The following is a 24432-nucleotide window of genomic DNA, read 5'->3' on the forward strand; positions in this document are numbered from 1 at the left end:
AGGCCGCCTAGTGGTTCCGCAGCATCGAGATGAGCTCGGCCTTGCGCTTGCCGCTGTAGCCGGTGATTCCGAGCTCCTTCGCCCGGGCGCGCAGTTCGGACACCGTCCAGTCCTCGTAGTCGCCGCTCTCCCCGCCGCGTCTGCCGACGGCTTTGCGGCCGTCGCGGGCGGCCGCGTTCGAGATGCGGGCGGCCTTCTCCTTCGAGGCACCGTCGTCGCGGAGCTCCTCGTAGAGTTCCGGATCCTTCAGTGAACTGTTGCGTCGTCCGGGCATGATGCCGTCCTCTTTTCTGTTTCCCTTGGCATTTCGGATTCCCTTGGCATTCCGGGGGTGTCCGCGTCAACCCCCTCGGCCCCGGCGGGCGTCGACCCCTAGCGTGAGGGTTACAGCAATTCGGGGCGCCCGCCTCGAACAGAAGGGAAGAACGATGAACATCCTCCTCATCATCGTCATCGTCATCGCCGTGATTCTCGCGATCACCGGAGGACTCGTGCAGTCTCTGCAGTTCCTCCTGTGGGTGGGCCTCGTGCTCCTCGCTATCGCCGTGATCGCATGGCTCATCCGATCGATCACCGGCAGTCGCCGCAGCTAGACCAGAAAGAGGAGGCCCGCCCGAGTGGCGGGCCTCCTCTGTGTCCGGACGTCGTGCCGGAGGGCCGGAACCCCGCTCCGAGGAGCGGGGTTCTTCGGTCTCAGCGGTCGAACGCGTCCTTGACGTTCTCGCCGGCCTTCTGCGCGGCGTCCTTGACGTTCTCGCCCGCCTGCTTGGCAGAGGCCTTCGTCTGGTCTGCGCGACCTTCGGCTTCGAGGCGCTCGTTGTCGGTGAGCTTGCCCGCGCCCTCCTTGGCCTTTCCGGCCAGCTTCTCGGCGTTGTTCTTGATGTCGTCTCCCGCGCTCATGGCGTCTTCCTCTCCTTGTGGGGATCGTTGGAATGGCCACCCTCGCACCGCCCGCGCGAGGCGACCACGGGATTGACAACCGGTCGGGCGCGTGACAGGTCGCGCGCTCGTTCATGCGCGCATCGGTGGCCGGGTTCGCTGTCTCGCAGCGGTGGCGGTGGCCGTGGTGGTGGCGGTCGCGGTGGTGGCGGTGGCAGTCACAGTCCGCGGTGCGGTCCGGGGTGCGGGTCGGCGTGTTCGCCATTTTTGGTGGGGGTCCCACCAGGCGGGTCCGCGGACGTGGGGTGTGCCGTTGTGCATGCGTATCTCCCAGCCGGAGGTGTCGAGGGTGCGGTGGTCGTGCCAACAGAGGGTGACGCCGTTGTCGGTGGTGGTGGGTCCGCCGCGGGAGTGTTCGGTGACGTGGTGGATTTCACACCAGGCGGCGGGGACGTGGCAGCCGGGGATGAGGCATTCGCGGTCGCGGAGGGTGATCGCGCGGCGTTGGTGGGCGGTGAATACCCGGTCGGTGGTGTCGATGCCGATGATGCGCCCGGTGGGGTCGGAGGTGACGCGTTGGATGCTGCCACCGCACGCTGTGTGTCGGGCGGTGGCGAGGGAGACCGGGGTGTCGGTGCCGTCGACGTGCGCCCACCCGCGGCCGGTCGCGTAGTCCTCCGCGGTCACGGAGACGACGAGGGTCGGGGCGGCACCGCCGAGGGAGGGCATGTCGCTGTGGCGGGCGGCGATCCCGAGGACGGCGGCGAGGGCATCGTGTTGCTTCTGCGCGCGGGACCGGCCATCGACCATCCCACCGCGATCACCCGACGGGAGCACATCACCATCGAGGAAGTCGTTCATTCCATTCAGCGCAGTGCCGTCGGTGGAGGGGACGAACCGCACCCCACTGGCCCTGCCCGCATCCGGGAGCGGGGTCGCGGGGACGGGTGGCCCGTCGACTTTCGGGTTCAGGTACGCATCCCAGATGCGTTGCAATTGCCCCGCTGTTTCCGGGAGGAGTGACCCGCGGATCGGGATCACCCCGTCCTTCACCCGCCCGAGCACGATCCCCCGGGCGCGCATTGCCCGCTCTTCCGCGGGTTCCGCACCGTCGGGGTCGAGGTAGGTCACGATCACCCGCGACAACAACCGGAGGTCCTCGGGAGTCGCCGGCGGCGCGGAGTCCCCACGGTGCTCCGTTCCCGGGTCGCCGCCGGAGTCTGCGCCCTCTCCGGCATCTACCTCACCGTCGCCTTTCATACTCCCGCCACCGTCGCCCTCGACGGCAACGAGCCCCCGCGCGTACTCCGCCAGCTCGACATCCGCCCTCAACCGGTCCGCCGCACCGATCCGCGGCCCCGCCTGCTCCACGGGGCCGGTCGCGGCGAGCAGCCCCGCGACCCCGACCGCCCCATCCAGCAGCGCTTCCCGCATAGCGGGCCACCGGGCGGGAAGCAGCGCACCGGAGGAGAAGTCCAGGTCCCGTCGGACGATCTTCCCGGCTTTCACGACCCGTGCCGCCCCGGCCGCGTCGGTGCGGAGTACGCGTTGGACGAGTTCGTTCATCGTCCGGCATCCGAACCTTCCGCAGAACGCCAATTCTCCCGATCCCGCCGGGCGTTGATCGACCGATCCGACCGTCTCCACCACGACGGCGTCGACGAGACGGGCGAGCTCACCCGCGGCGCGGAGCACCTGCATCTTCTCGGCATCCGACAACCCCGCCAGCGCGTCTGCGCGCAGCACCGCGGCCAGGTCGGCGGCGACCCGATCCAGAAACTCGGCGGTGCTGTTCATACGCCCCAGTCCACCAGTAGCCACCGACATTCCGATACGAAAACACCAGGCCACAGCCAGTATCGACGCGATCGGTGGAGAACTCGGAACAACACGGCAGCGGTGCAGAACGAGTGCATGCGGGGTGGGGCCCTTCGACAAGCTCAGGGACCCAGCGGCGACAGGGGCGGGGCAGGGCCCTTCGACGAGCTCAGGGACCCAGTAGCGACAAGGACGCGGCCCTTCGTCTCGCTGCGCTCGCTCAGGAACCGGGTGATGAGCCGGGGTCCTTCATCTCGCTGCGCTCGCTCAGGAACCGGAGCGTGAACGGCACGGGTCGCCTCGAAAAGTGCACGGGCCCGGCGTCGAGCACGGCGCTCCATCTCGCTGCTCGCTCGCGTCGTGGGAGCCAAGCCCGCCCGCCAGCCGAGTGCCCGCCAGCCCAGTGCCCGCCAGCCCACCGCCCGCCAACGCCCGCCCCCGCCGCGCCCGCCCAGCAACCGGGCCCAGCAACCGGGCGCAGCCCCCGCCGTCAGCCCCCGCCGTCAGCGCGGTTCGTGGGCGGCCAGCGCATCGGCCAGCGCGTCGCGCACCGCCGTGATCGCCGCATCGTCGCGCGACGACGCGCGGGTGGCGGCGAAGATCTCGCGCACGGGCGACCCGGGCAGCTCCCGCAGGCTCACGGTCGTCCGCCCTCCGGTCCACACGAGATCGGGCAGCATCGCGACGGCATGACCGGCGGCGACGAGCCGGGCGTGCGACACGAGATCGGTGGCCTCGAAGCGCACGTCGGGCTCGAACCCCGCGGCCCGGCACTGCTGCACGGCCCATCGCCGCACCGCGGCGCCCTGAGGCTCGAGCACCCACGCCCGATCGCGCAGGTCCTCCAGCCCGTGCGCGGCATCCCCGCGGGGCACGGCCAGTCGGATCGGATCGACGCCGAGCAAGGTACGGTCGATCCCCTCGGCGATCTCCCGCGTGTGGCCGGGGTACTGCTCGGCGACGACCAGGTCGAACGCCCGGGCCTGCAACTCGAAGAGCGCGATCTCGGGCGGCAGCTCCACCATCTCGAGGCGGAGCCCCGGCATCCGTTCGGCCAGCAGCGAGAGCGCCGGGGGCACGAGAGCCTCCGCGGCCGTGGGCATGACGGCGATGCGCACCTGCGCCGGCGCCTCCTCCGACAGTTCGGCGCGGGCGGCCTCGTCGAGTTCGAGCGCGCGCGCGGCGTGCGCGGCGAGCAGGCGGCCACGCGCGGTGAGGCGCACCCGCCGGCCGTCGGGTTCGAGCAGAGCGACCCCGGCCTCGCGCTCGAGCTGCGCGAGCTGCTGAGAGACCGTTGAGGGGCTGAACGACAGAGCCGCGGCGACATCGGCGATCGTGCCGCGCAGGTGCAACTCGTGCAGCAGGCGCAGGCGGCGCAGCTCGAACACGGAGACCTCCCGAAAGCATCGAAGACATCGAATAGTACCCATCGTAAACGATCGCTTTTCATAACGGATGCCGCGCCCCACACTGAGAGTCGCACCCACCCGCGCGCGTGCTCGGCGTACGAGCTCAGACGAAGAGGACCCCCGATGACGCAGACCACTCCCGAGACGGCCACTCCCGAGACGGCCACTCCCGAGACGGCTCCGGCCAAGACGGCCCCGGCCGAGACCGCCCCGACCGGCAGCGCAGAGCTCGCCGCCCTCGCCGATGACGCGGTCGCACTCGTCCAGCGCTGGCTCGTCGAGAGCCGCGAGGTGCCGGCCGACACCGCCGCCAAGCGCCTCGCCGGGGTTCTGAGCGACCCGAACGGCCTCGACTTCACGGTCGGCTTCGTCGACGGCGTCGTGCGCCCCGAAGACCTCAGGGTCGCAGCCGCCAACCTCCGCGACCTCGTGCCGCTCACCCCGGCGTTCCTGCCCGGCGCGCTGCGCGGGCTCATCAAGCTCGGCGGCGCGCTCGCCCCCGCGTTCCCCGGCATCGTCGTGCCGATCAGCCGCCGGGTGCTGCGCGGCATGGTGCGCCACCTCATCGTCGACGCCACCGACGCGAAGCTCGGCAAGGCCATCACGCGCATCAAGTCGACCGACGGCGTGCACCTCAACGTCAACCTGCTCGGCGAGGCGATCCTCGGCGAGGAGGAGGCCGCGCGCCGCCTCGACGGCACCCGTCGCCTGCTCGAGCGCAGCGACGTCGACTACGTCTCGATCAAGGTCTCCTCCACCGTCGCCCCGCACAGCCCCTGGGCCTTCGACGACGCGGTCGCGCACGCCGTCGACGCCCTCGCCCCGCTGTACCGCATCGCCGTGAAGCGCGGCAAGTTCATCAACCTCGACATGGAGGAGTTCAAGGACCTCGACCTCACGATCGCGGTCTTCACGACGATCCTCGAGCGCGAGGAGTTCCGCTCGCTCGAGGCCGGCATCGTGCTGCAGGCCTACCTGCCCGACGCCCTCGGTGCGATGATCCGCCTGCAGGAGTGGTCGGCGGCCCGCACGGCCTCCGGCGGTGCGCCGATCAAGGTGCGCGTCGTCAAGGGCGCGAACCTGCCCATGGAGCGCGTCGACGCCGAGTCGCACGACTGGCCGCTCGCCACCTGGCACAGCAAGGAGGCATCGGATGCCTCGTACAAGGCCGTGCTCGACTACGCCCTGCACCCCGACCGCATCGGCAACGTGCGCATCGGCATCGCCGGTCACAACCTCTTCGACATCGCCCTCGCCTGGCTGCTCGCGAACCGGCGCGGCGCCACCGACGGGATCGAGTTCGAGATGCTTCTCGGCATGGCATCCGCGCAGGCCACCGTCGTGCGCCGCACCGTCGGCTCGCTGCTGCTCTACACGCCGGTCGTGCACCCGGCCGAGTTCGACGTCGCGATCGCGTACCTGATCCGCCGCCTCGAAGAGGGCGCGTCGACCGACAACTTCATGTCGGCCGTGTTCGACCTCGACGAGCAGCCCGCGCTCTTCGCCCGTGAGCGCGACCGCTTCCTGGCCTCGATCGCGTCGATGCCGACCGAGGTCCCCGGCTCGAACCGCGTGCAGGACCGCACGCAGGCAGCGCCCGCCGCCCCGCGCGACGGCTTCGAGAACACCCCCGACACCGACCCGAGCCTCGCCGCGAACCGCGCGTGGGGCGACGGCATCCGCTCGCGCATGGAGTCGTCGACGCTTGGCGCCGAGACCGTGCGCACGCACACGCTGTCGGATGCCGCGGCCCTCGACACCGTGATCTCCGAGGCCGTCGCCGCCGGAGAAGCCTGGCGTGCGCTCGGCGCCGCCGGTCGTGCCGAGATCCTGCACCGTGCGGGCGATGTGCTCGAAGCCCGTCGCGCCGATCTGCTCGAGGTCATGGGCTCGGAGGCCGGCAAGGTGCTCGAGCAGGGCGACCCCGAGGTGTCGGAGGCCATCGACTTCGCGCACTACTACGCCGAGAGCGCGAAGCGCGCCGAGAACATCGCGGGCGCGGAGCACCGTCCCGTCGGGCTGACCGTGGTCACCCCGCCGTGGAACTTCCCCGTCGCGATCCCCGCCGGATCGACGCTCGCCGCGCTCGCGGCCGGCTCCCCGGTCGTGATCAAGCCCGCCGCCCAGGCCGCCCGATCCGGCGCGGTCATGGTCGAGGCGCTGTGGGAGGCCGGCGTGCCCCGCGAGGTGCTGCAGTACGTGCAGCTCGAGGAGCGCGAACTCGGCACGCAGCTGATCAGCCACCCCGCCGTCGAGCGCGTCATCCTCACCGGCGGATACGAGACGGCCGAGCTGTTCCGCAGCTTCCGCCCCGACCTGCCCCTGCTCGCCGAGACCAGCGGCAAGAACGCGATCATCGTCACCCCCAGCGCCGACCTCGACCTCGCCGCGAAGGACGTCGCCTACTCGGCATTCGGTCACGCGGGCCAGAAGTGCTCGGCCGCCTCGCTCGTGATCCTCGTGGGCACGGTCGCCGAGAGCGAGCGATTCCGCCGCCAGCTCGTCGACGCCGTCGGCTCCTACAAGGTCGGCGCCCCCAGCGACGGCTCCAGCCGCATCGGACCGCTCATCGCACCCGCCGAGGGCAAGCTGCTCCACGCCCTCACCACGCTCGAGCCCGGGGAGAACTGGGTGATGAAGCCCCAGAAGCTCGACGACGAGGGGCAGTACTGGCGCCCCGGCATCCGTTCGGGTGTCGCGGCCGGCAGCCCGTTCCACCTCACGGAGTACTTCGGACCGGTGCTCGGCATCATGACGGCGAAGACGCTCGAGGAGGCCACCGCTCTCGTCAACGCGATCGACTACGGCCTCACCTCGGGTCTGCACTCGCTCGACGAGGACGAGGTCGCCCAGTGGCTCGCGACCGTGCAGGCCGGAAACCTCTACGTCAACCGCGGCACCACCGGCGCCATCGTGCAGCGTCAGCCCTTCGGCGGCTGGAAGAAGGCCGCCGTCGGCGCCGGCACCAAGGCGGGTGGCCCGAGCTACCTCATCGGCCTGTCCGACTGGGTCGACGCCCCGATCGCTGCGGATGCCCCCACCGATGCCCTGTCGAAGGCCGCGCTCGTCGCCGCCGGCGACCTCTCGGGCGAGGATGCGGCCTGGCTCGCCGGCGCGCTGTCGACCGACGTGGCCGCATGGGCCGCGGAGTTCGGCGCCGTGGTCGACGCGACCGGCCTCGAGACCGAGCAGAACGCCCTGCGCTACGACGCCGTGCCCGTCACGGTGCGCATCGAGGACGCGACGACCGTGCACGCGATCCGCGCCCTCGCGGCCGGACTCCGCACGGGAGCGGCGCTCACGGTGAGCGCGGCGGCCGACCTGCCGGCATCGGTCTCGTCGTGGCTGCGCGCCGCCGGCGTCACGATCGCGGTCGAGAACGGCACCGCCTGGACCGCCCGCGCCGCTCGCCTCGCGCAGACCGGTGGACGCATCCGTCTCGTCGGAGGCAGCATGGCCGACACCGCGGCCCGCACCGGCGGCTCCCCGGCCGTCGCCGTCTACGGCCAGCCGGTCCTCACCGCCGGTCGCATCGAGATGCTCCCGTACCTGCGCGAGCAGGCCGTGTCGGTCTCGGCGCACCGCTTCGGCACCCCGCGCCGCTACGAGATCCCCACGCTCACGGCCTGACCCGCGCACGTTCGAAGGCCCGCCCCGTCACGACGGGGCGGGCCTTCGTCGCGTTCCCCCGCGTTCCCGGCCCACGCCGCCGGGGCGGGTGTAGGCTCGCCGGGTGATGTTGTCGAGGAGCGCCCGGGTGGCGCAGGCAGGAGCCGCAGGCGCGCACAGCGCCGCGGGCAGAGGCTGACGATCGGCCGGAGGCGGATGCCGTCTCCGGTGCTTCATCGTTCCCTCCACCTCGACCTCTCGACTCGTCCTTCCGCGGCGAGCATCAGACGAAAGCATCCACTCCCATGCGTCCCATCGACGAGCGCGCCATCCGCGCCTCCTTCCGCAACGCCTCCCGCAAAGAGGTCTCCGACCTGAACCTGCCCGCCGGTTTCGCCGACATCGATTTCGACCGGATCGACTATCTCGGCTGGGTCGACCCCAAGGCGCCGCGTCGCGCCTACGTGATCACCGAGGTGGACGGCGAGTTCACCGGCGCCCTGCTGCAGCAGGCCGAGCAGCGCGTGATCGCCCGCGCCCAGTGCTCGTGGTGCGAGGACGTCACGCTCCGCAACGACGTGCAGCTGTTCACCGCGCGCAAGGCCGGGCCGGCCGGTCGCAAGGGCGACACGATCGGCACCCTGGTGTGCGCGAACTTCGGATGCTCCGAGAACGTGCGCCGGCTGCCCCCGCTCGCCTACGAGGGCTTCGACCGCGAGCTCGCCCGCGATCTGCGCATCGTGAAGCTGGGCGAGCACGTGCGCGCCTTCCTCGCCGGCCTCGACGCCTGAGGGAGTCTCGTGCGGGGACGCTTCGACAGGCTCAGCGACCCACTGTCCGAGCTGGGTCCCTGAGCCTGTCGAAGGGCACCCCCGCTCAGGGGGCCGTGACGATCTCGATGGTCGTCACGGCCTCCTCGTGGTCGCACGCCTCGCCGACCCAGAGACGGATCCGCCCGGGCTCGACCCGGCGCACGCCGTCGCGCCCGGTGAAGGCGAGGCGCTCGGTGGGCACGTCGAACGTGACGCGCCTGCTCTCACCGGCGGCCAGCCCGATCCGCTCGAATCCGATCAGCTGAGCCACGGGGCGCACGACGCTCGCGACCTCGTCGTGCGCGTAGAGCTGCACGACGTCGACGCCGTCACGCCCACCGACGTTGTTCACCTCGACCGCGACGCGGAACGAGGCGCCGGCGACGACCGTCGCATCGGCCTCGATCGCCGTGTGCGTGAACGACGTGTAGCCGAGTCCGAACCCGAAGGGGCGAACGGGTGTGGGGTCGACGCTCGTGATGTCGGTGCGTCCGCCGAGCACGGGGTGCAGGTACGAGTACGGCTGCGCTCCGGCGGAACGCGGCAGGGAGACGGGCAGACGCCCCGACGGGTCGACACGTCCGGTGAGCAGGCGTGCGAGAGCGGGGGCGCCCTCCTCACCGGGGAAGAACGTCTGCAGCACCGCAGCCGGCCGGCGCGCGGCCGGAGCCTCCTCCGAGACGCGGGCCGCCGCGGGGGAGTTCACGGCGCCGAGACCCGCGGATGCTCCGCCCGGCGTCGCACGCGGCGGCAGCGCCCAGTCCAGGGCGTAGGGGCGACCCGTCATGGCGACGAGCACCACGGGCGTGCCGGTCTCGACGATCGCCTCGACGAGTTCCCGCTGCACGCCCGGCAGATCGAGGGTGTCGACGTCGTTGCCCTCGCCGACCGTTCCGCGGCCGAACAGCCCCGCGCGGTCGCCCACGACGACCACGGCGAGATCCGCGGCTCGCGCGGTGGCGACGGCATCCGCGATCCCGCTGCGGTCGTCGCCTTCGGCGGCGCAGCCGACCGCGTGCGTCACGGTCGCGTCCGGCAGCTCGGCGCGCAGGGCCTCCAGCACCGTCGGCAGGGCGATGCCGGCGGGCGTCGAGGGGTGGTGGGCGAGCACGTGGTTGACGAAGGAGTAACAGCCCATCAGCGCCTCGGTGCTGTCGGCATTGGGGCCGATCACGGCGATGCGCCTGGTGGCGTCCGCGACCAGGGGCAGGATGCCGTCGTTGCTCAGCAGCACGACCGACTCCTCCGCGAGCTCGCGGGCGAGAGCGCGGTGCGCGGGGGAGTCGAGATCGACGGCCGTCGGCGGAGCGGTGGTGAAGTCGGCGTCGAGCAGCCCGAGCTCCTCCTTCTGCGCGAGCACACGACCGACCGCTCGATCGAGCAGCTCTTCGGCGAGCGTGCCCTGGCGCACCTGCGCCGCGAGCGTGGTGTACGCGTCGGGCGAGGGGAGCTCGACGTCGATGCCGGCGGTGAGGGCCAGAGCCGCGGCCTCGGACGAGTCGGCGGCGATGCGGTGCATCGAGCGCAGGAAGTCGACGGCGAAGTAGTCCGACACCACCACGCCGTCGAAACCCCACCGCTCGCGCAGGATGTCGTCGAGGTAGTGCGCGTTGGCCGCCACCGGGATGCCGTCGATGTCGGTGTACGAGTTCATGACGCTGCGCACTCCGCCCTCGCGCACGGCCATCTCGAACGGCGGCAGCAGCACGTCCTCGATCTCGCGCCCACCGGCGTGCACCGGAGCGTGGTTGCGCCCGGCGCGCGACGCCGAGTACCCCACGAAGTGCTTGAGCGTCGCGTGCACGCCCTGCGACTGCATGCCGCGCACGTAGGCGGTGCCGTTCACGCCGACGACCAGGGGGTCCTCGGCGATGCACTCGTCGACGCGCCCCCACCGCGGATCGCGCACGACGTCGAGCACGGGGGCCAGCCCCTGGTGGATGCCGAGCGTGCGCATCGACGAGCCGATCGCCGCGCCCACCCGCTCCACGAGCGCCGGGTCGAACGACGCTCCCCACGCGAGCGGCGTCGGATACGTCGCCGCCTGCCATGCCGCGAGGCCGGTCAGGCACTCCTCGTGCACGAGCGCGGGAATGCCGAGGCGGGTCTCGCGCTGCAGGCGGGCCTGCTCCGACCACAGCCATGCGGCGCGCTCGCCGGGGTCGACGGGTCGGGTGCCGTAGACGCGCGTGAGGTGGCCGATGCCGTGAGCGGTGGCCTCTTCGTAGCGCGTCGAGGTCTTCTTCTCGCCCGCCATCGGGGCGACGACCTCGTCTCCCTGGTCGACCCAGAACCCGACCAGCTGCGCCTGCTTCTCATCGAGGGTCATCTCGGCGAGGAGCGCGGCGACGCGCGGCGAGAGGGGCGGGCGCGGGGTCTGCGTCGACGCGGTGGGCGTCGAGCGCGCAGTGGTGTCGTGTGACACGATGATCTCTTTCCGTACGGAGTGCGATGGGGCGCCGAGGGCGCGTTCAGCCCTTGACGGCACCGGTCAGCCCGCCCACGATGCGCCGCTCGAACAGGCTGAAGAAGATGAGCGCGGGGATCATCGACAGCGACGTGAACGCGAGCACTTTGGCCGTGTCGACCGAATACTGCGACGAGAACGACTGCACGCCGAGCGGGAGGGTGAACGCCGAGGCGTCGTTGAGGATGAACAGCGGCAGCAGGTAGCCGTTCCAGCTGCCGATGAACGCCAGGATGCCCGTGGTGATGACCCCCGGCAGAGACAGCGGCAGCACCATGCGCCAGAAGAAGCCGATGCGGCTGCAGCCGTCGATGAAGGCGGCCTCCTGGATCTCGTCGGGGATCGCCCGGAGGAACGGCACGAGGATGATGATCGTGGTGGGCAGGGCGAAGGCGATCTGCGGGAGGATCACGCCCCCGAGGGAGTTCATCAGGCCGAGGTTGCGCACCACGATGTACAACGGCGTGATCGCGACCGTCAGCGGGAACATGAGCCCCGCCGCGAAGAAGGCGTAGAGCACGCCGCGACCGGCGAACCGGTAGCGGGCCAGCACGTAGGCGGCCATGAGTCCCAGCGCGACCACCCCGGCGGTGGTGGCGACCGCGACGATCGTCGAGTTCAGCACCTGACGCCAGAAGATCCCTCCGGTGATCACGTCGAGGTAGTTCGAGAACACCCACGGCTGCGGGAGACCGGAGGGGTCGGTCGTGATCTGCGCGTTCGTACGGAAGCCGCCGATGACGATGTACGCGATCGGGGCGAGCATGAGGCCGACGACGATCAGCGCCACGAAGTACACGGTCGGGTGCGCCCAGGGCAGGCGGGGACGGGCGGAGCGCCCGGTGCGCCCGGGACGCTGCGTCACGAGCAGCGAGGTGGCGGTCATCGGTTCTTCCTCTTCTTCTTCGCGGAGGCGGGCCCGGTGAGGGCGCCCTCGGTGTCGCGCTTGAGCACGGCGCGCTGATAGATGAGGGCGACCACGAGCGAGATCAGGAACAGCACGACGGCGACGGCGTTGCCGTAGCCGAAATTGCCGGCGTTGCGGCCCTCGCCGACCATGTATGTGGCCATGGTCGAGGTGCCGGCGGTCGAGGCGATGTACTGCCCCCAGATGATGTAGACGAGATCGAACAGCTGCAGCGAGCCGATGATCGACAGGAAGGCCCAGATGCGCAGCGTCGGGGCGAGCAGCGGCAGCGTGATGCGCCACTGGATCTGCCAGTACGAGGCCCCGTCGATCGCGGCCGCCTCGTGCAGCTCCTCGGGAATCCCCTGGAGGCCCGCGAGGAAGAGGATCACGGCGAACCCCACGTACTTCCAGGTGATGATGACCATCAGCGTCCAGATCGCGATGTCGGGATTCGACAGCCAGTCCGCCGCCAGCCACCCCAGACCCGCGTTCTCGAGCAGGGCGTTGAACGCGCCGCTGGTCTGGAGCATCAGGCTCCACCCGGTGCCGACGACGACCTCGGAGATCACGTAGGGGATGAAGATGAGCACCCGGATCAGCGACTGCCCGCGCATGCGCCGGTTGAGCAGCAGCGCGAGCAGGATGGCGGCCGGGCCCTGCAGCACGAGCGACATCACCAGGATGAAGCCGTTGTGCGCCAGGGCGTCGTGGAACAGCGGGTCCTGCAGGATCGTCAGATAGTTCTTCAGACCCACGAAGTCGGTGGGAGCCCCGTATCCCTGCCAGCTGAAGAAGCCGTAGTAGGCGGCCATCAGCACGGGGAAGATGACGAAGGCGAGGAAGACGACCAGGGCGGGCCCGGCCAGAAGGATCACTTCCAGCCGGGCGGCCGCCTCACGCCTTCGCAGCGGCATCCTGGACAGCCTTGACGATGTCTTCCGGTGATCCCTGACCCGCGAGCATGTCGACGACGGCGACGTTGAGGGCGTTGCCGACGTTCTGGCCGTAGACGGTGTCCAGCCACTGCGACGCGTACGGCGCGGCGTTGTAAGCCTCGAGGATCGACTGCAGGTACGGCTCGGTCACGGCCTCCTGCGCCACCGTGTTCACGGGCGGGGCGTTGAACGCGGTGTAGTAGGCGGTCTGCACCTCGGCCGACCCGAGGTAGTTCAGGAAATCGACGCAGGCGTCCGGAGCATCGACCGAGCACGAGTACCCGTCGACGCCGCCCATCATCGAACCGGGCTCGCCCTCGCCACCCTCGATCTCGGGGAACGGGAACCAGGCGAGGTCGGCGAGCGGCTGCTGGTCGGGAGTCAGGGAGCCGATGACACCGGGGTTCCAGGCACCCATCAGCTCCATGCCGGCCTGGTGGTTCGCGATGAGTCCGGCCGAGCTACCCGCACCCTGCTGGGCCGTGGTCGTGAGGAATCCGGAGTTGAACGGCTCGGTCGCGGCGAAGGCCTCGAGATCCTCGCCCGCGCGCACCCAGCAGTCGTCGTCGAAGTTCATCTCGTCGGCGGCCTTCGCCAGCGTGTCGGCGCTGCACTCGCGCAGGGCCATCCAGTAGTACCAGTGCGCGGCGGGCCAGGCGTCCTTCGCGCCGAGCGCGATGGGTTCGATGCCGGCGGTGCGCAGCGCGGCCGTCGCGTCCTCGAGCTCGGACAGCGTCGTGGGGTTCTCGGTGATGCCGGCCTCGTCGAAGAGGTCCTGGCTGTAGAACAGCCCGCCGGGCAGCACGGCGACGGGCATCGCGTAGATCTTGTCGTCGAGGCTGCTGGCCGAGAACGCGGCGGCGGGGATCTCGTCGGTCACGGCATCCGACAGCGAACCGGTGAGGTCCTTGAGCTGACCGGCCTTGACCATCGCGGCCATCTTGCCGCCTCCGCGCTGCAGGAAGATGTCGGGGGCATCGCCGGAGTTGAGCGCGGTCTGGAGCTTGCCGTCGAGATCTTCGTTCTGGATCGACTGGACGGTGATCGAGACGCCGGGGTTGGCCTCCTCGAAGTCGGCGACCGTCTTCTCCCAGAACTCGACGCCGGGGCCGGTGGTCGAGTTGTGCCACAGGGTCATCGACGAGCCGTCGCCGTCGCCGCCGTCGGGGGTGCCGCCGGTGCATCCGCTCAGGACGAGCGCGCCGACGGCGGTCAGTGCCGCCGCGGCGGCGAGGGAGTGCCTTCTGCTGTTCATGTGATCGTTCTCCTCATCGAGAGTGTGTGCATCCGCACCGATGCGGACGCTCGCGGCAGCAGGGTGAGACCGCGTCGCAGAGCAGTCTCTTGCCGGAGATGACGGGCGTCAAACGTTTTCGAAAACAGTTTCGGAAAGCCCGACCTGTGCGGATACGATGGGCGCTCATGAGCGGGCGGACCACGATCCACGACGTCGCGAAGGCGGCGGGAGTCTCGGTCTCGACCGTGTCGAAGGCCGTGAACGGCCGGTACGGCATCGCCGACGCCACGGTGCGTCGTGTGCTCGACGCGGTGCGCGAGCTCGGCTACGAATCGAGCCTCGTGGCCAGCAGCATGCGCGCGCGGCGCACCGGCGTGATCGGGGTGCTGCTCGCCGACTTCGAGCCCTTCAGCGCCGAGATCCTCAAGGGCGTCGGCGCCGCGGTGCACGACACAGCGTTCGACCTGCTCGCCTACAGCGGGTCGCATCAGGGAGCGGGGGAGGGGTGGGAGCGCCGATCGCTGAGCCGCCTCTCCGGCACCCTCATCGACGCCGCGATCATGGTGACGCCGACGATCGTGAACGCCGCCACGGAGATCCCGGTGGTCGCCGTCGACCCGCATACCGGCCGCGCCGATCTGCCGACGGTCGAGTCCGACAGCTTCGGCGGCGCACTGACCGCGACGCGTCATCTGCTCGAGCTCGGTCACCGTCGCATCAGCTTCCTCGGCGGGCGTCCCGACCTGCGCTCCGCGGGCCTGCGCGACGCCGGCTATCGACGCGCGCTTCGCGATGCCGGCCTGCCCGTCGACCCCGACCTCATCCGTCCCGGCCTCTACGAGTGGCAGACCACCCGGGACTCGGCGCGCGTGCTGCTCGCCGGCCCGGACCGCCCGACGGCCGTGTTCGCCGCGAACGACCTCTCGGCGATCGCCGTGATCGACGTCGCCCGCGAGATGGGCATCCGGGTGCCCGAGGACCTCTCCGTGATCGGTTTCGACGACGTGCCCGAGGCGTCACGACGCGCACAGCCGCTGACGACGATCCAGCAGCCGATGCGCCGACTCGGCTCGGTCGCGGCCGAGATGGTGTTCTCGCTGCTCGCCGGCGAGCAGCTCGACGAGCTCCACGTGACCCTGCCGACCCGACTGGTCGTGCGCGGGACGACGGCCCCGCCGCCGGAGTCGCCAGGGCGCTGAGCCCGTCTCGTGCGAGACCCTCCGTCAGCCCCCGGTGACCGCGCGCACGTGCGCCATGGCCGGGCCCTCGAGCGTGTCCGACAGCCAGGCGAACTCGGCGAAGCTGCGGGTGCCCGGCCAGTCGGCGGGCAGCATCGACGGGGGCAGACCCGGGTCGAGGTAGGGGAGTGTGCGCCAGCGATCGAGCAGGTGGACGTACGCGGCGAACGGCTCGGCGGGCAGCGTCGTGAGCGACTCCTGGAACCGGCGGTGCTCGTCGGCGAGCGCGTCGAGATCCCACCAGGACGCCGCCGACTCGGCGGGCGTGCGATCGGTCACCGGCATCCCGGCGGGGAAGAGTGTGACCCACGCCCGCGCCCCGACCTCGTCGACGATCTGCCGCACCTCGTCCTGCAGGTGCCCGGGGCAGATCCACAGGGCGGAGGACACGACCCCCGCGCCGATCCAGTGCAGGCGCCGGCGCAGCTGATGCCGCACCGCCCTCTCGGTCTCGGGGATCGAGAACGACACGAGGCACCAGGGATCGGCATCCGTCATCTGCCGCATCGCGAAGATGCGCCGATCGCCGCGCTGCAGCATCGCCAGAGCGGCCGGGTTCAGGCGGTACCCGACGGCGTCGCGCCGCTCGGCCAGCAGCAGGCCCTTCTGCTTGAGGCGCGCGATGCCGGTGCGGGCCTGCGCGGCTTCGATCCCGAGATCACCGGCGAGCGAGACGAGATCGGCCGTCGAGATCCAGCCGAGCGGGCGCAGGAACAGGCCCACGACCGTGCGCAGCAGCGACGCCGTGCTGCCGGGGCGCGCGTCGATGTCGTCGACGACGGATGCCGCCGCCCCCGCGCCCTCCGCCGTCACCGTCATGCGCGCAGCGCGTCGCGCACCGCCAGCACGCCGGTCACGGTCTCGACGTGCGAGGTGCTCAGCGGGGACAGGCCCAGGCGGATGCCGTCGGGGAACCGAAAGTCGGGGATGACGCCCTCGGCCCAGAGCTTCTGCGTGACCTCCCGGAAGTCGGGGTGCCCGATCGTGACGTGCCCGCCGCGCAGGTCGGCGTCGCGCGGGCTGAGCAGCCGCACGCCGAGCGGGGCGAGCTGCTCGTCGAACGCGCGCACCGCGAGGTCGGTCAGCGAGCGGGACTTCGCGCGCACCGCATCGATGCCGGACTCCTCGATCAGGTCGAGCATTCCCTGCATCGCCAGCATCGAGGTGACCGGTGGCGTGCCGCTGAGCAGCTGCCGGATGTCGCCGGCGGGCACGTACTCCGGCCCCATGGCGAAGATGTCGGCGGCGCTCCACCACCCCTGGATCGGCTGGCGCAGCGTGCCCTGGTGCGCACGGTTGAGATAGGCGAATGCCGGGGATCCGGGGCCGCCGTTCAGGTACTTGTAGGTGCAGCCGACCGCCATGTCGACGCCCCACGCGTCGAGGTGCATCGGAACGACGCCCGCCGAGTGGCAGAGGTCCCACATCATGAGCGCGCCCGAGGCGTGCACGGCATCCGTGATCGCGGGCATGTCGGCCAGCGCGCCGGAGCGGTAGTCGACGTGGCTGAGCGAGACGAGCGCGGTGCGCTCCGACACGACGGCGGTGACGTCGGCGACGCTCACGCCGAGCACGGGGTCGGGCTCGATCCAGCGCAGCGTCATGCCGGTCTCGGCGGCGACGCCCTCGGCGAGGAATCGGTCGGTGGGGAAGTTGCCCGCCTCGATCACGAGCTCGGTGCGGGTCGGGTCGGCGGCGGCCGCGGCGCGCATCAGCTTGTAGATGAGCACGCTGGTCGAGTCGGCGACGACGGTCTGACCGGATGCCGCGCCCAACGCGACGCGGCCGATGCGGTCGCCGAGCTCCATCGGCAGCGCCATCCACTGCTCGTCCCACGACCGGATGAGGCGCGTGCCCCAGTCCTCGCGCACGAAGGCCGCGAGCCGCTCCGGGATGTCGCGCAGGGGGCGGCCGAGCGAGTTCCCGTCGAGGTAGGCGTCGACGCCCGGGGCATCGGCGAAGGCGTCGAGGTGCGCCGCGAGCGGATCGGCGGCGTCGAGGGCGCGGGCGTGCTCGAGAAGGGCGGAGTCGAGAACGGCGGAGTCGTGGAGGTCGGTCATGTCACACCTTCAGGTCTTCGGGGAGGAGGGGGCGGGCGCGGAGCGGGTCGGGGGAGGTGCCGGGCGCTCCGGGGATGACGAGCGGTCGCGCGCCGGGGTCGCGCGGGTCGAGCGGTGCCAGCGCCCGCAGCAGGGCGTCGTCGTCGAGACCGGCGTCGCGGAGCGCCGCGATCTCGCCCGGGTTCAGACCGACGGGTGTCGGGCCGTTGCCCATGTCGGTGCCGTAGAGCACCGTGCCCCCGGCGGCGTGGAAGCGTCGCACGTTCCCGACCGCGACCGCGCGGTTCGCGTCGTCGTGCACGGCGAGCGTCGAGATCCAGGCGACGGATGCCGCCTGCGCGGCGATCTCGTCGTCGTCGAGCACCTCGGTGAAGGGAGCATGCGCGAGGCGCGCGACACCGAGTCGCGCGAGGCGCTGCGCCTCGCCCGGTCCCTCCGCGTGAGCGGTGACCGTGAGGCCGTGGGCGGCGGCCAGGTCGACGATCGTGCGGATGAGCTCATCGCCGAACACCGGTCCCGCGGTCGTGTTGCTGGCGATCTTGAGGCACCGGGCACCGGCATCCGCCATCTCGTCCACCGCCTCGGCGGCCTGCGCCGCGTCGTTGATCTCGCGCACCGAACCCGCCGGGGCCCACGCGCGGTCGGAGGGGTAGCCGCCCGGGGCGGTGAGGAAGGCACCGGCGTATTCGAGGCGGACGGGGGCGAGCGTCTCGCCGAGCCGTGCGATCTCCGTCACGTTCGCCCCGAGGTCGATGACGCGGCCGAGGGTCGAGGCGGCGAGGCCCGTCGTGTCGACGAGCTGCAGGTGCACGTGGTGGTCGGTGAACCCGCCCGTCACGACGCCGTCGAGGCGGGGGAGCTGATCGGCCGGGGTCGCATCGCGCACGATCATCCGTCCGTCGAGCACGTCGATCACGCCCTCGCGCCATTCCTCGCCGTCGAAGAAGGTCGCCGCCCTCATCAGCTGCCGATCTCGGTGCGCACGGCGTAGAGCTCGGGGAAGAAGGTCAGATCGAGCGCGCGCTGCAGGAATCCGACGCCGCTGGAGCCGCCGGTGCCGACCTTCATGCCGATCGTGCGGGCCACGGTCTTGAGGTGGCGGAAGCGCCAGAACTGGAAGTTGTCCTCGAGGTCGACGAGGTCTTCGCACGCCTCGTAGAGGTCCCAGTACCGGCTCGGGTCCTGGTAGATCTCGCGGATCGCGGGCACGAGCTCGGTCGTCATCCGGTAGGGCTCCCGCACGTCGCGGTCGAGGATCTCAGCGGGGATCGGCAGCCCACGGCGGGCGGCGAAGCGCAGGAACTCGTCGTACAGGGTCGGCTTCTCCCACTCGGCGGTGAGCAGTGCGAGGTTGGCGGGGTGATCGCGGAAGACACCGAGCATCTTCTCGTTCTTGTTGCCGAGGGCGAACTCGACCGCACGGTACTGCACCGACTGGAAGCCCGACGAGTTGCCCAACGCGCCGCGGAACTGCGCGTACTCGGTGGGGGTGAGGGTCGCGAGCACCGCCCACTGCTGGGTCATGACGTCCTGGATGCGCTTGACCCGGGCGATGCGCTTGAGGGCCTCGCGCAGGTCGTCGCGGGCGAGGAGCTCCCGCGCCGAGGAGAGCTCGTGCAGCAGCTGCTTGAGCCACAGCTCGGTGGTCTGGTGCTGGATGATGAACAGCATCTCGTCGTGGTGCTCGGGGCTGCTCACCGGACGCTGCGCCGTGAGCAGCTGGTCGAGCCCGAGGTACGACCCGTAGGTCATCTTGCCTTCGAGGTCGGTCACGATCCCGCCCTCGAGCGCACGCGTGTTCTCGGCGGTGGTGTTCTCGGCGGGGGTGGCCTGCGTGGCCGGGGTGCTCTCGGGATTCGGGCTCTCGACACTCATGGGGCAAACATATAACGAATGTGCCGTTCGTCACAATGATGAAATGTCAAGGGGTCGGGGTGATTCGCGTACGACCGCTACCGTCGAGGGATGGGTGACCGCATCGACGCGCGCAGTTTCACGCGCCAGGACCGCACGAAGTTCCGCGCCAAGACCGAGCAGTGCCTCGACGCGCTCGCCGAGATGCTCGCCGATGGACGCTTCGACGGAGCGCTGCCTCAGCTCGGCCTCGAGATCGAGCTCAACCTCGTCGACCCCGCCGGGGATCCGGCCATGGCCAACGAAGCGGCGCTGGAAGCGATCGCCAGCCCCGCGTTCCAGACCGAACTCGGCCGGTTCAACATCGAGGTCAACGTCGCGCCGCGCCCGATCGGCGGAGGGCGCACGCGCGATCTCGAGACGTCGCTGCGCAACGCCATCGACGAGGCGGATGCCCGGGTGCAGGCGGCGACCGGCAATGCGATCGCGATGATCGGGATGCTGCCCACCCTCGACGAGCACCACTTCACCGAGCGCTGGATCTCGGAGGATCCGCGCTACAGCCTGCTCGGCCAGCAGGTGCTCGCCGCGCGCGGGGAGGACATCGAGCTGAAGCTTGACGGCGTACCGCTGCCGGGCAGCCCCCGCGAGAGCCTCGACATCGTGACCGACACGATCCTTCCCGAGGCCGCCTGCACCTCGGTGCAGTTGCACCTGCAGGTCGAGCCGGACTCCTTCGCGCCGCACTGGAACGCGGCGCAGGCCATGGCCGGGGTGCAGGTCGCGCTCGCCGCCAACTCCCCGTTCTTCGCGGGACGCGCCCTGTGGCACGAGACCCGCATCCCGATGTTCGAGCAGGCCACCGACACCCGCTCGCAGGAGCTGAAGAATCAGGGGGTGCGTCCGCGCGTGTGGTTCGGGGAGCGCTGGGTCACCTCGATCTTCGACCTCTTCGAGGAGAACTCGCGGTACTTCCCGGCGCTGCTGCCGGCCGTCACCGACGAGGACCCCTTCGCGGAACTCGCCGCCGGCCGCGCGCCCTCCCTCGCCGAGCTGCGCATGCACAACGGCACGGTGTACCGCTGGAACCGACCCATCTACGACACGGTCGACGGCACCGCCCACCTGCGCGTCGAGAACCGCGTGCTGCCCGCGGGGCCGACGGTCGTGGACGTGCTCGCCGACACGGCCTTCTACTACGGTCTCGTGCGCACCCTCGCCGAGGCGGATCGTCCGCTGTGGACGCAGATGAGCTTCGATGCCGCGGCCGAGAACCTGCGGGCGGGCGCGCGCGACGGGATCGAGGCGCGACTCTACTGGCCCGAGGTGGGCTGGGTCGGCGCGCGCGAGCTCGTGCTGCGGCGACTGCTGCCGATGGCCGCCGAGGGGCTCGACGCGTACGGTGTCGACCCGGCGGCACGCGATCGGTACCTCGGCATCATCGAGCAGCGCTGCGTGACCGGGCGCAACGGGGCGACCTGGCAGCGGGGCAGCGTCGCGGCGCGGGAGCGCGCGGGGCAGACCCGGGCGGAGGCGCTGCACGGCATGCTCCGCGACTACCTCGATCTCGCCCGGGCCGGGGAGCCGGTGCACACCTGGGAGTGAGGGGTCCCCTAGCTCCTGCGGTGGCCCGCCGTTCAGAGTGCGGGCGTGCGGGGCGGGGGCGTGCGGCGCTCGCCGGGTGATCCGGATGCCTCGAACGCCGCCGCGAGCCGCAGCAGGCGCGCGTCGTCGTAGGCGCGGCCGGCGAAGGTGAGTCCGATCGGCATACCGATGTCGTCGAGGAGCCCCATCGGCACCGTGACGGTCGGGATGCCGAGGTGACGGATGGCGAGGTTGCCGTTCGCGATCCAGGTGCCGTTGCGCCAGCCGAGGTCGGCGGATGCCGGATCGATGTCCATGTCGGCGGGGCCGAGGTCGCCGACGGCGGGAAAGACGACGGCGTCGAGGCCGAGGCCGTCCATCCACTGCTCGAGATCGCGGCGCCGGGTCTCCTCCAGCCCGCGGAGACCCTCGGGCAGTTCGGGCATGTCGTCGGGGCCGGTGTCGGGATGCGCCCGCACCCAGTCGGGGTACTCGGCGATGTCGTCGTCGAAGCCGGTGTAGCGGTCGGGCAGCGCGCCGTGCGGGTGCGGGAAGATCGTGGATCCGTCGATGCCGGTCAGTGAGTCGAGGGCGGGGTCGCCGTTGGCCCGCACGAAGTCCTCCCACGCCCACGCCGAGAGATCGACGATCTCGCGGTGCAGGTAGGCGGGCGAGACGAGCCCGCGCGTCGCGATCGTCGGGGCGCCGGGGCGGTCGCCCTCGTAGTTCGACACCACGGGGAAGTCGACCTCGACCACGGTCGCCCCCGCCGCCTCGAGGTCGCGGCGCGCTGCCGCCCAGCGAGTGAGGACCGAGGGGCGGGTGTCGATGCGTCGACCGGTCGGCCCGCCGATCCCGGGGTGTGCGGCGGTGCCCGCCTCGGGATCGGCGTCGATGTACATGCGGGGGATGCCGATCCGGATGCCGGCGAGGGTGCTCGCGCGGACGGAAGGGGGCGTGCCGGTCGCGGCGAGCGCCGGATAGGAGGCGGGACGCACCGCGGAGGCGGCCGGGATCGGCACCCACGGCTGCGTGCGCCAGAAGTCTCCGCGCGTCTCGGCGTCGTCGGCGACGATGACGTCGAGCACCTCGAGCAGATCGGCCATCGTGCGAGCGTGCGGCACGACGACGTCCATGGTGGGCACGAGGGGCCAGTTGCCGCGCACCGAGATCACGCCGCGCGAGGGCGTGTACGCGCAGAGGGCGTTGTTCGTCGCCGGGCCTCGACCGCTCGACCAGGTCTCCTCGGCCAGACCGAAGGCGGCGAAGCTCGCGGCGGTCGCGGTGCCCGAGCCGTTCGACGATCCGGAGGCGAAGGGCGCGGTGAGCCATTGCGCGCTGTACGGACTCTCGGCGCGTCCGTAGACCCCGCGCTGCATGCCGCCGTTCGCCATCGGCGGCATGTTGGTGAGTCCGAGGCAGATGGCCCCGCCGGCCCGCAGCCGCTCGATGGTGAACGCGTCGCGCTGGGCGACGAGCCGCGCGAAGGCCGGACTGCCGGCGGCGGCGGTGAGCCCGCGCACGAGGTAGCTGTCCTTGGCCGTGTAGGGGATGCCGTCGAGCGGGCCGAGGGTCTCGCCGCGCGCCCGACGCTCGTCGGATGCCGCCGCCTCGGCACGGGCCTCCGGGTTGCGCACGACGACCGCGTTCAGTGCGGTGGGCGTGCCCGGGCCGTCATAGGCGTCGATACGGGCGAGATAGGCGTCGACGAGGTCGACCGCCGTCGCCGCTCCCGCGTCGAGGGCGCGCCGCAGGTCGGCGATCGACGCCTCGACGACATCGATCATGCGAGTGCGCCCGTGGGTGAGGACTGCCCGAGCGCCGGCTGCTGCTGCGTGATGCAGTGGATGCCGCCCCCGCGGTCGAACAGCGGTCGTGCATCGACGGTCACGACGCGTCGGCCGGGATAAGCCTCGGCGAGGATCTCGCGCGCCACGGCGTCCGCCCGTTCGTCTCCGAACCCGCAGGCGACCACGCCGTCGTTCGTCACGAGATGGTTGACGTAGCTCCAGTCCACGAAGCCCTCGTCATCGCGCAGCGTGGAGGGCGCGGGGAGATCGATCACCTCGAAGCTGCGGCCGGCGGCATCCGTCTGCTCGGCGAGGTGCGCCCGCAGCTCGCGCGTCACCGCGTGGTCGGGGTGCGCGGGATCGTTCTGCGCGTGCAGCAGCAGGCGCCCGGGCGAGACGATCGTCGCCACGATGTCGACATGCCCGTTGGTGCCGAAGTCGTCGTAGTCGCGAGTGAGGCCGCGCGGCAGCCAGACCGCCTTGGTCGCCCCGATCGTGCGCAGCATCTCGGCCTCGACGCGCTGCCGGTCGGCGTAGGGATTGCGGCGCGGGTCGAGCTGCACGGTCTCGGTGAGCAGCACGGTGCCCTGGCCGTCGACGTGGATCCCGCCGCCCTCGTTCACGAGGGTCGAGCTCACGAGCTCGGCGTCGACGCCGCGTGCGATGATGCGGGCGTGCTGCGCGGCCGCCGCCCAGTCGGCCCACTCCGGGTCGCCCCAGCCGTTGAAGATCCAGTCGACCGCGCCGAGCGCCTCGGGGCGGTCGTCGTCGATCACGAAGGTCGGCCCGGAGTCGCGCATCCAGAACTCGTCGACCGGTGCCTCCACGATCTCGACACCCGCTCCCAGCATCCGTCTCGCCCGCGCGAGCTCGCGCGGATCGACCAGCATCGTGACCGGCTCGAACTCGGCGACCGCGTGCGCCACCGCCGTCCACGTCGCATACCCCTCGTCGCGTTCGGCCGCGCTCTCGCCGAGCGTCTGGCCCTCGACGGGGAAGGCCATCCAGGTGCGATCGTGGCGTGCGGTCTCTGCGGGCATGCGCCAGGCCATCGGTGTCTCCTCGCGGTGGAGTGGTTATTGAACATGCGATCAACAGGTGCTACGGTAACCCGTGATGAACACGACGTCAAGAGTCTCCGGCCCCCGGCGCCTCCCTCCCGAAGAGCGCGACCGCTCGATCCTCGAGGGGGCCGTCGGGCTCGCCCGCGAGAGCGGGCTGGAGGCTCTCACCCTGCGTGCCGTCGCCGCCCGCGTGGGTGTCACCCCGGCTCTCGTCGCGCACTACCGCCCGGGCATGGACGCCTTCCTCGCCGATGTCTTCGGCGAGATCGTGGCGGCCGAGCGCGACGAGGTGATGGCGTCGTTCGACCCCGGCGCGACCGTGCGCGACAACCTGCTGCACATGACCGAGACGCTCCTCGACGGCCGTCGCGACGACGTGACCCTCGTGTGGGTGCAGGCATGGGCACTGGGGGCGCGCAACGAGGCGCTCGCCGCGCGCGTGCGCTCCGAGATGGACCTCTGGCAGAGCGCCCTCGAGGCGCATCTCTCCCGTGCCGTCGCCTCGGGCGAGATCTCGGCGACCCGCACCGAGACCGCCGCCTGGCTGCTGCTCGCGATGATCGACGGCATGAACGCGCACTCGTTGGTGAAGTGGGCGCCGCACGATCGCGCCGCCCTCGCCCGGCGCACGCTCGCCGTCGTGCTCGATCCGCGCGACGATGCACCGAATCCCCTCACCCCGAACCCGCTCACACCGAACACGCTCACCCCGACACCGCTCGACGCCCCGGCGTCCGCTCCCTCCTCCGCGAAGTAAGGAACGCCC

The 24432-nt window shown here is 71.3% G+C and carries 20 protein-coding genes; 6 read left to right on the forward strand and 14 right to left on the reverse strand.

The window, feature by feature from the left end:
• Positions 1–7 precede the first annotated feature (7 nt).
• The gene (locus KZC52_RS13950) at positions 8–274 is read right to left on the reverse strand and encodes a DUF7218 family protein (RefSeq protein ID WP_247624649.1); all 267 of its coding nucleotides are present in this window, start codon (positions 272–274) and stop codon (positions 8–10) included.
• A gap of 154 nt (positions 275–428) precedes the next feature.
• Here KZC52_RS13950 and KZC52_RS13955 point away from each other — a divergent pair, with 154 nt between their 5' ends.
• On the forward strand, positions 429–593 hold the full coding sequence (locus KZC52_RS13955) for a hypothetical protein (protein WP_247624650.1): 165 nt from the start codon (positions 429–431) through the stop codon (positions 591–593).
• A 100-nt stretch (positions 594–693) separates the two neighbouring features.
• Here KZC52_RS13955 and KZC52_RS13960 read toward each other — a convergent pair whose 3' ends face one another.
• From KZC52_RS13960 to KZC52_RS13970, 3 genes are all read right to left on the reverse strand, one after another.
• On the reverse strand, positions 694–900 hold the full coding sequence (locus tag KZC52_RS13960; RefSeq protein ID WP_247624651.1) for a CsbD family protein: 207 nt from the start codon (positions 898–900) through the stop codon (positions 694–696).
• Between the two features lie 111 nt (positions 901–1011).
• Positions 1012–2676, reverse strand: a complete 1665-nt coding sequence (locus tag KZC52_RS13965; protein WP_247624652.1) for an HNH endonuclease signature motif containing protein — start codon at positions 2674–2676, stop codon at positions 1012–1014.
• 524 nt (positions 2677–3200) lie between these two features.
• Positions 3201–4085, reverse strand: coding sequence for a LysR family transcriptional regulator (locus KZC52_RS13970; protein ID WP_247624653.1), 885 nt, complete (start codon positions 4083–4085; stop codon positions 3201–3203).
• Positions 4086–4229: 144 nt separating this feature from the next.
• Between KZC52_RS13970 and KZC52_RS13975 the strand changes: the two genes are divergently transcribed.
• Positions 4230–7736: a bifunctional proline dehydrogenase/L-glutamate gamma-semialdehyde dehydrogenase gene (locus KZC52_RS13975; RefSeq protein WP_247624654.1), complete on the forward strand. Its 3507-nt coding sequence runs from the start codon at positions 4230–4232 to the stop codon at positions 7734–7736.
• Between the two features lie 284 nt (positions 7737–8020).
• A complete protein-coding gene (locus KZC52_RS13980) occupies positions 8021–8506 on the forward strand; it encodes an FBP domain-containing protein (protein ID WP_247624655.1) in 486 nt (161 codons plus the stop codon).
• An 85-nt stretch (positions 8507–8591) separates the two neighbouring features.
• Here KZC52_RS13980 and KZC52_RS13985 read toward each other — a convergent pair whose 3' ends face one another.
• Genes KZC52_RS13985 through KZC52_RS14000 form a run of 4 tightly spaced genes read right to left on the reverse strand, consistent with a single transcriptional unit; the run spans position 8592 to position 14094 of the window.
• Entirely contained in the window at positions 8592–10952 is a 2361-nt protein-coding gene (locus tag KZC52_RS13985; protein WP_504915101.1) for a beta-xylosidase/alpha-l-arabinosidase, read from the reverse strand.
• Positions 10953–10998: 46 nt separating this feature from the next.
• Positions 10999–11880, reverse strand: coding sequence for a carbohydrate ABC transporter permease (locus tag KZC52_RS13990; protein ID WP_247624656.1), 882 nt, complete (start codon positions 11878–11880; stop codon positions 10999–11001).
• Positions 11877–12818 (reverse strand): carbohydrate ABC transporter permease, encoded by a 942-nt coding sequence (locus KZC52_RS13995; RefSeq protein ID WP_247624657.1) that lies wholly within the window; start codon positions 12816–12818, stop codon positions 11877–11879. Before KZC52_RS13995 ends, KZC52_RS13990 begins: the two co-directional genes overlap by 4 nt.
• Complete coding sequence (locus tag KZC52_RS14000) at positions 12799–14094, reverse strand: extracellular solute-binding protein (protein ID WP_247624658.1); 1296 nt, start codon at positions 14092–14094, stop codon at positions 12799–12801. Before KZC52_RS14000 ends, KZC52_RS13995 begins: the two co-directional genes overlap by 20 nt.
• A 167-nt stretch (positions 14095–14261) precedes the next feature.
• Between KZC52_RS14000 and KZC52_RS14005 the strand changes: the two genes are divergently transcribed.
• The gene (locus tag KZC52_RS14005; RefSeq protein WP_247624659.1) at positions 14262–15275 is read left to right on the forward strand and encodes a LacI family DNA-binding transcriptional regulator; all 1014 of its coding nucleotides are present in this window, start codon (positions 14262–14264) and stop codon (positions 15273–15275) included.
• Between the two features lie 24 nt (positions 15276–15299).
• Here KZC52_RS14005 and KZC52_RS14010 read toward each other — a convergent pair whose 3' ends face one another.
• From KZC52_RS14010 to KZC52_RS14025, 4 genes are read right to left on the reverse strand one after another with little or no spacing between them, the layout of a single operon-like run.
• Positions 15300–16133 carry a PaaX family transcriptional regulator gene (locus tag KZC52_RS14010; protein ID WP_247624660.1) on the reverse strand — a complete coding sequence of 278 codons (834 nt, stop codon included), beginning with the start codon at positions 16131–16133 and terminating at the stop codon, positions 15300–15302.
• The gene (locus KZC52_RS14015; protein WP_247624661.1) at positions 16130–17374 is read right to left on the reverse strand and encodes a kynureninase; all 1245 of its coding nucleotides are present in this window, start codon (positions 17372–17374) and stop codon (positions 16130–16132) included. Before KZC52_RS14015 ends, KZC52_RS14010 begins: the two co-directional genes overlap by 4 nt.
• A gap of 1 nt (position 17375) precedes the next feature.
• On the reverse strand, positions 17376–18335 hold the full coding sequence (locus tag KZC52_RS14020) for an amidohydrolase family protein (protein WP_247624662.1): 960 nt from the start codon (positions 18333–18335) through the stop codon (positions 17376–17378).
• The gene (locus KZC52_RS14025) at positions 18335–19126 is read right to left on the reverse strand and encodes a tryptophan 2,3-dioxygenase (protein ID WP_247624766.1); all 792 of its coding nucleotides are present in this window, start codon (positions 19124–19126) and stop codon (positions 18335–18337) included. Before KZC52_RS14025 ends, KZC52_RS14020 begins: the two co-directional genes overlap by 1 nt.
• A gap of 213 nt (positions 19127–19339) precedes the next feature.
• Here KZC52_RS14025 and KZC52_RS14030 point away from each other — a divergent pair, with 213 nt between their 5' ends.
• Complete coding sequence (locus KZC52_RS14030) at positions 19340–20833, forward strand: glutamate-cysteine ligase family protein (RefSeq protein WP_247624663.1); 1494 nt, start codon at positions 19340–19342, stop codon at positions 20831–20833.
• 32 nt (positions 20834–20865) lie between these two features.
• Here KZC52_RS14030 and KZC52_RS14035 read toward each other — a convergent pair whose 3' ends face one another.
• Positions 20866–22599, reverse strand: coding sequence for an amidase (locus tag KZC52_RS14035; protein WP_247624664.1), 1734 nt, complete (start codon positions 22597–22599; stop codon positions 20866–20868).
• Positions 22596–23654 carry an agmatine deiminase family protein gene (locus KZC52_RS14040; protein WP_247624665.1) on the reverse strand — a complete coding sequence of 353 codons (1059 nt, stop codon included), beginning with the start codon at positions 23652–23654 and terminating at the stop codon, positions 22596–22598. The genes KZC52_RS14035 and KZC52_RS14040 overlap by 4 nt, the downstream gene beginning before the upstream one ends.
• A gap of 64 nt (positions 23655–23718) precedes the next feature.
• On the opposite strand from KZC52_RS14040, the gene KZC52_RS14045 reads away from it, so the two are divergent.
• Positions 23719–24423 (forward strand): TetR/AcrR family transcriptional regulator, encoded by a 705-nt coding sequence (locus KZC52_RS14045; protein ID WP_247624666.1) that lies wholly within the window; start codon positions 23719–23721, stop codon positions 24421–24423.
• Positions 24424–24432 lie beyond the last annotated feature (9 nt).

This window comes from Microbacterium galbinum (assembly GCF_023091225.1).
GTDB lineage: Bacteria > Actinomycetota > Actinomycetes > Actinomycetales > Microbacteriaceae > Microbacterium > Microbacterium galbinum.

Excerpts from the sequence above, each read along its gene's own strand:
- KZC52_RS13950 (WP_247624649.1), bottom strand. The coding sequence starts at position 274 with ATGCCCGGACGACGCAACAGTTCACTGAAGGATCCGGAACTCTACGAG.
- KZC52_RS13955 (WP_247624650.1), top strand. The coding sequence starts at position 429 with ATGAACATCCTCCTCATCATCGTCATCGTCATCGCCGTGATTCTCGCG.
- KZC52_RS13960 (WP_247624651.1), bottom strand. The coding sequence starts at position 900 with ATGAGCGCGGGAGACGACATCAAGAACAACGCCGAGAAGCTGGCCGGA.
- KZC52_RS13965 (WP_247624652.1), bottom strand. The coding sequence starts at position 2,676 with ATGAACAGCACCGCCGAGTTTCTGGATCGGGTCGCCGCCGACCTGGCC.
- KZC52_RS13975 (WP_247624654.1), top strand. The coding sequence starts at position 4,230 with ATGACGCAGACCACTCCCGAGACGGCCACTCCCGAGACGGCCACTCCC.
- KZC52_RS13980 (WP_247624655.1), top strand. The coding sequence starts at position 8,021 with ATGCGTCCCATCGACGAGCGCGCCATCCGCGCCTCCTTCCGCAACGCC.
- KZC52_RS13990 (WP_247624656.1), bottom strand. The coding sequence starts at position 11,880 with ATGACCGCCACCTCGCTGCTCGTGACGCAGCGTCCCGGGCGCACCGGG.
- KZC52_RS13995 (WP_247624657.1), bottom strand. The coding sequence starts at position 12,818 with ATGCCGCTGCGAAGGCGTGAGGCGGCCGCCCGGCTGGAAGTGATCCTT.
- KZC52_RS14000 (WP_247624658.1), bottom strand. The coding sequence starts at position 14,094 with ATGAACAGCAGAAGGCACTCCCTCGCCGCCGCGGCGGCACTGACCGCC.
- KZC52_RS14005 (WP_247624659.1), top strand. The coding sequence starts at position 14,262 with ATGAGCGGGCGGACCACGATCCACGACGTCGCGAAGGCGGCGGGAGTC.
- KZC52_RS14010 (WP_247624660.1), bottom strand. The coding sequence starts at position 16,133 with ATGACGGTGACGGCGGAGGGCGCGGGGGCGGCGGCATCCGTCGTCGAC.
- KZC52_RS14015 (WP_247624661.1), bottom strand. The coding sequence starts at position 17,374 with ATGACCGACCTCCACGACTCCGCCGTTCTCGACTCCGCCCTTCTCGAG.
- KZC52_RS14020 (WP_247624662.1), bottom strand. The coding sequence starts at position 18,335 with ATGAGGGCGGCGACCTTCTTCGACGGCGAGGAATGGCGCGAGGGCGTG.
- KZC52_RS14025 (WP_247624766.1), bottom strand. The coding sequence starts at position 19,126 with ATGACCTACGGGTCGTACCTCGGGCTCGACCAGCTGCTCACGGCGCAG.
- KZC52_RS14030 (WP_247624663.1), top strand. The coding sequence starts at position 19,340 with ATGGGTGACCGCATCGACGCGCGCAGTTTCACGCGCCAGGACCGCACG.
- KZC52_RS14035 (WP_247624664.1), bottom strand. The coding sequence starts at position 22,599 with ATGATCGATGTCGTCGAGGCGTCGATCGCCGACCTGCGGCGCGCCCTC.
- KZC52_RS14040 (WP_247624665.1), bottom strand. The coding sequence starts at position 23,654 with ATGGCCTGGCGCATGCCCGCAGAGACCGCACGCCACGATCGCACCTGG.
- KZC52_RS14045 (WP_247624666.1), top strand. The coding sequence starts at position 23,719 with ATGAACACGACGTCAAGAGTCTCCGGCCCCCGGCGCCTCCCTCCCGAA.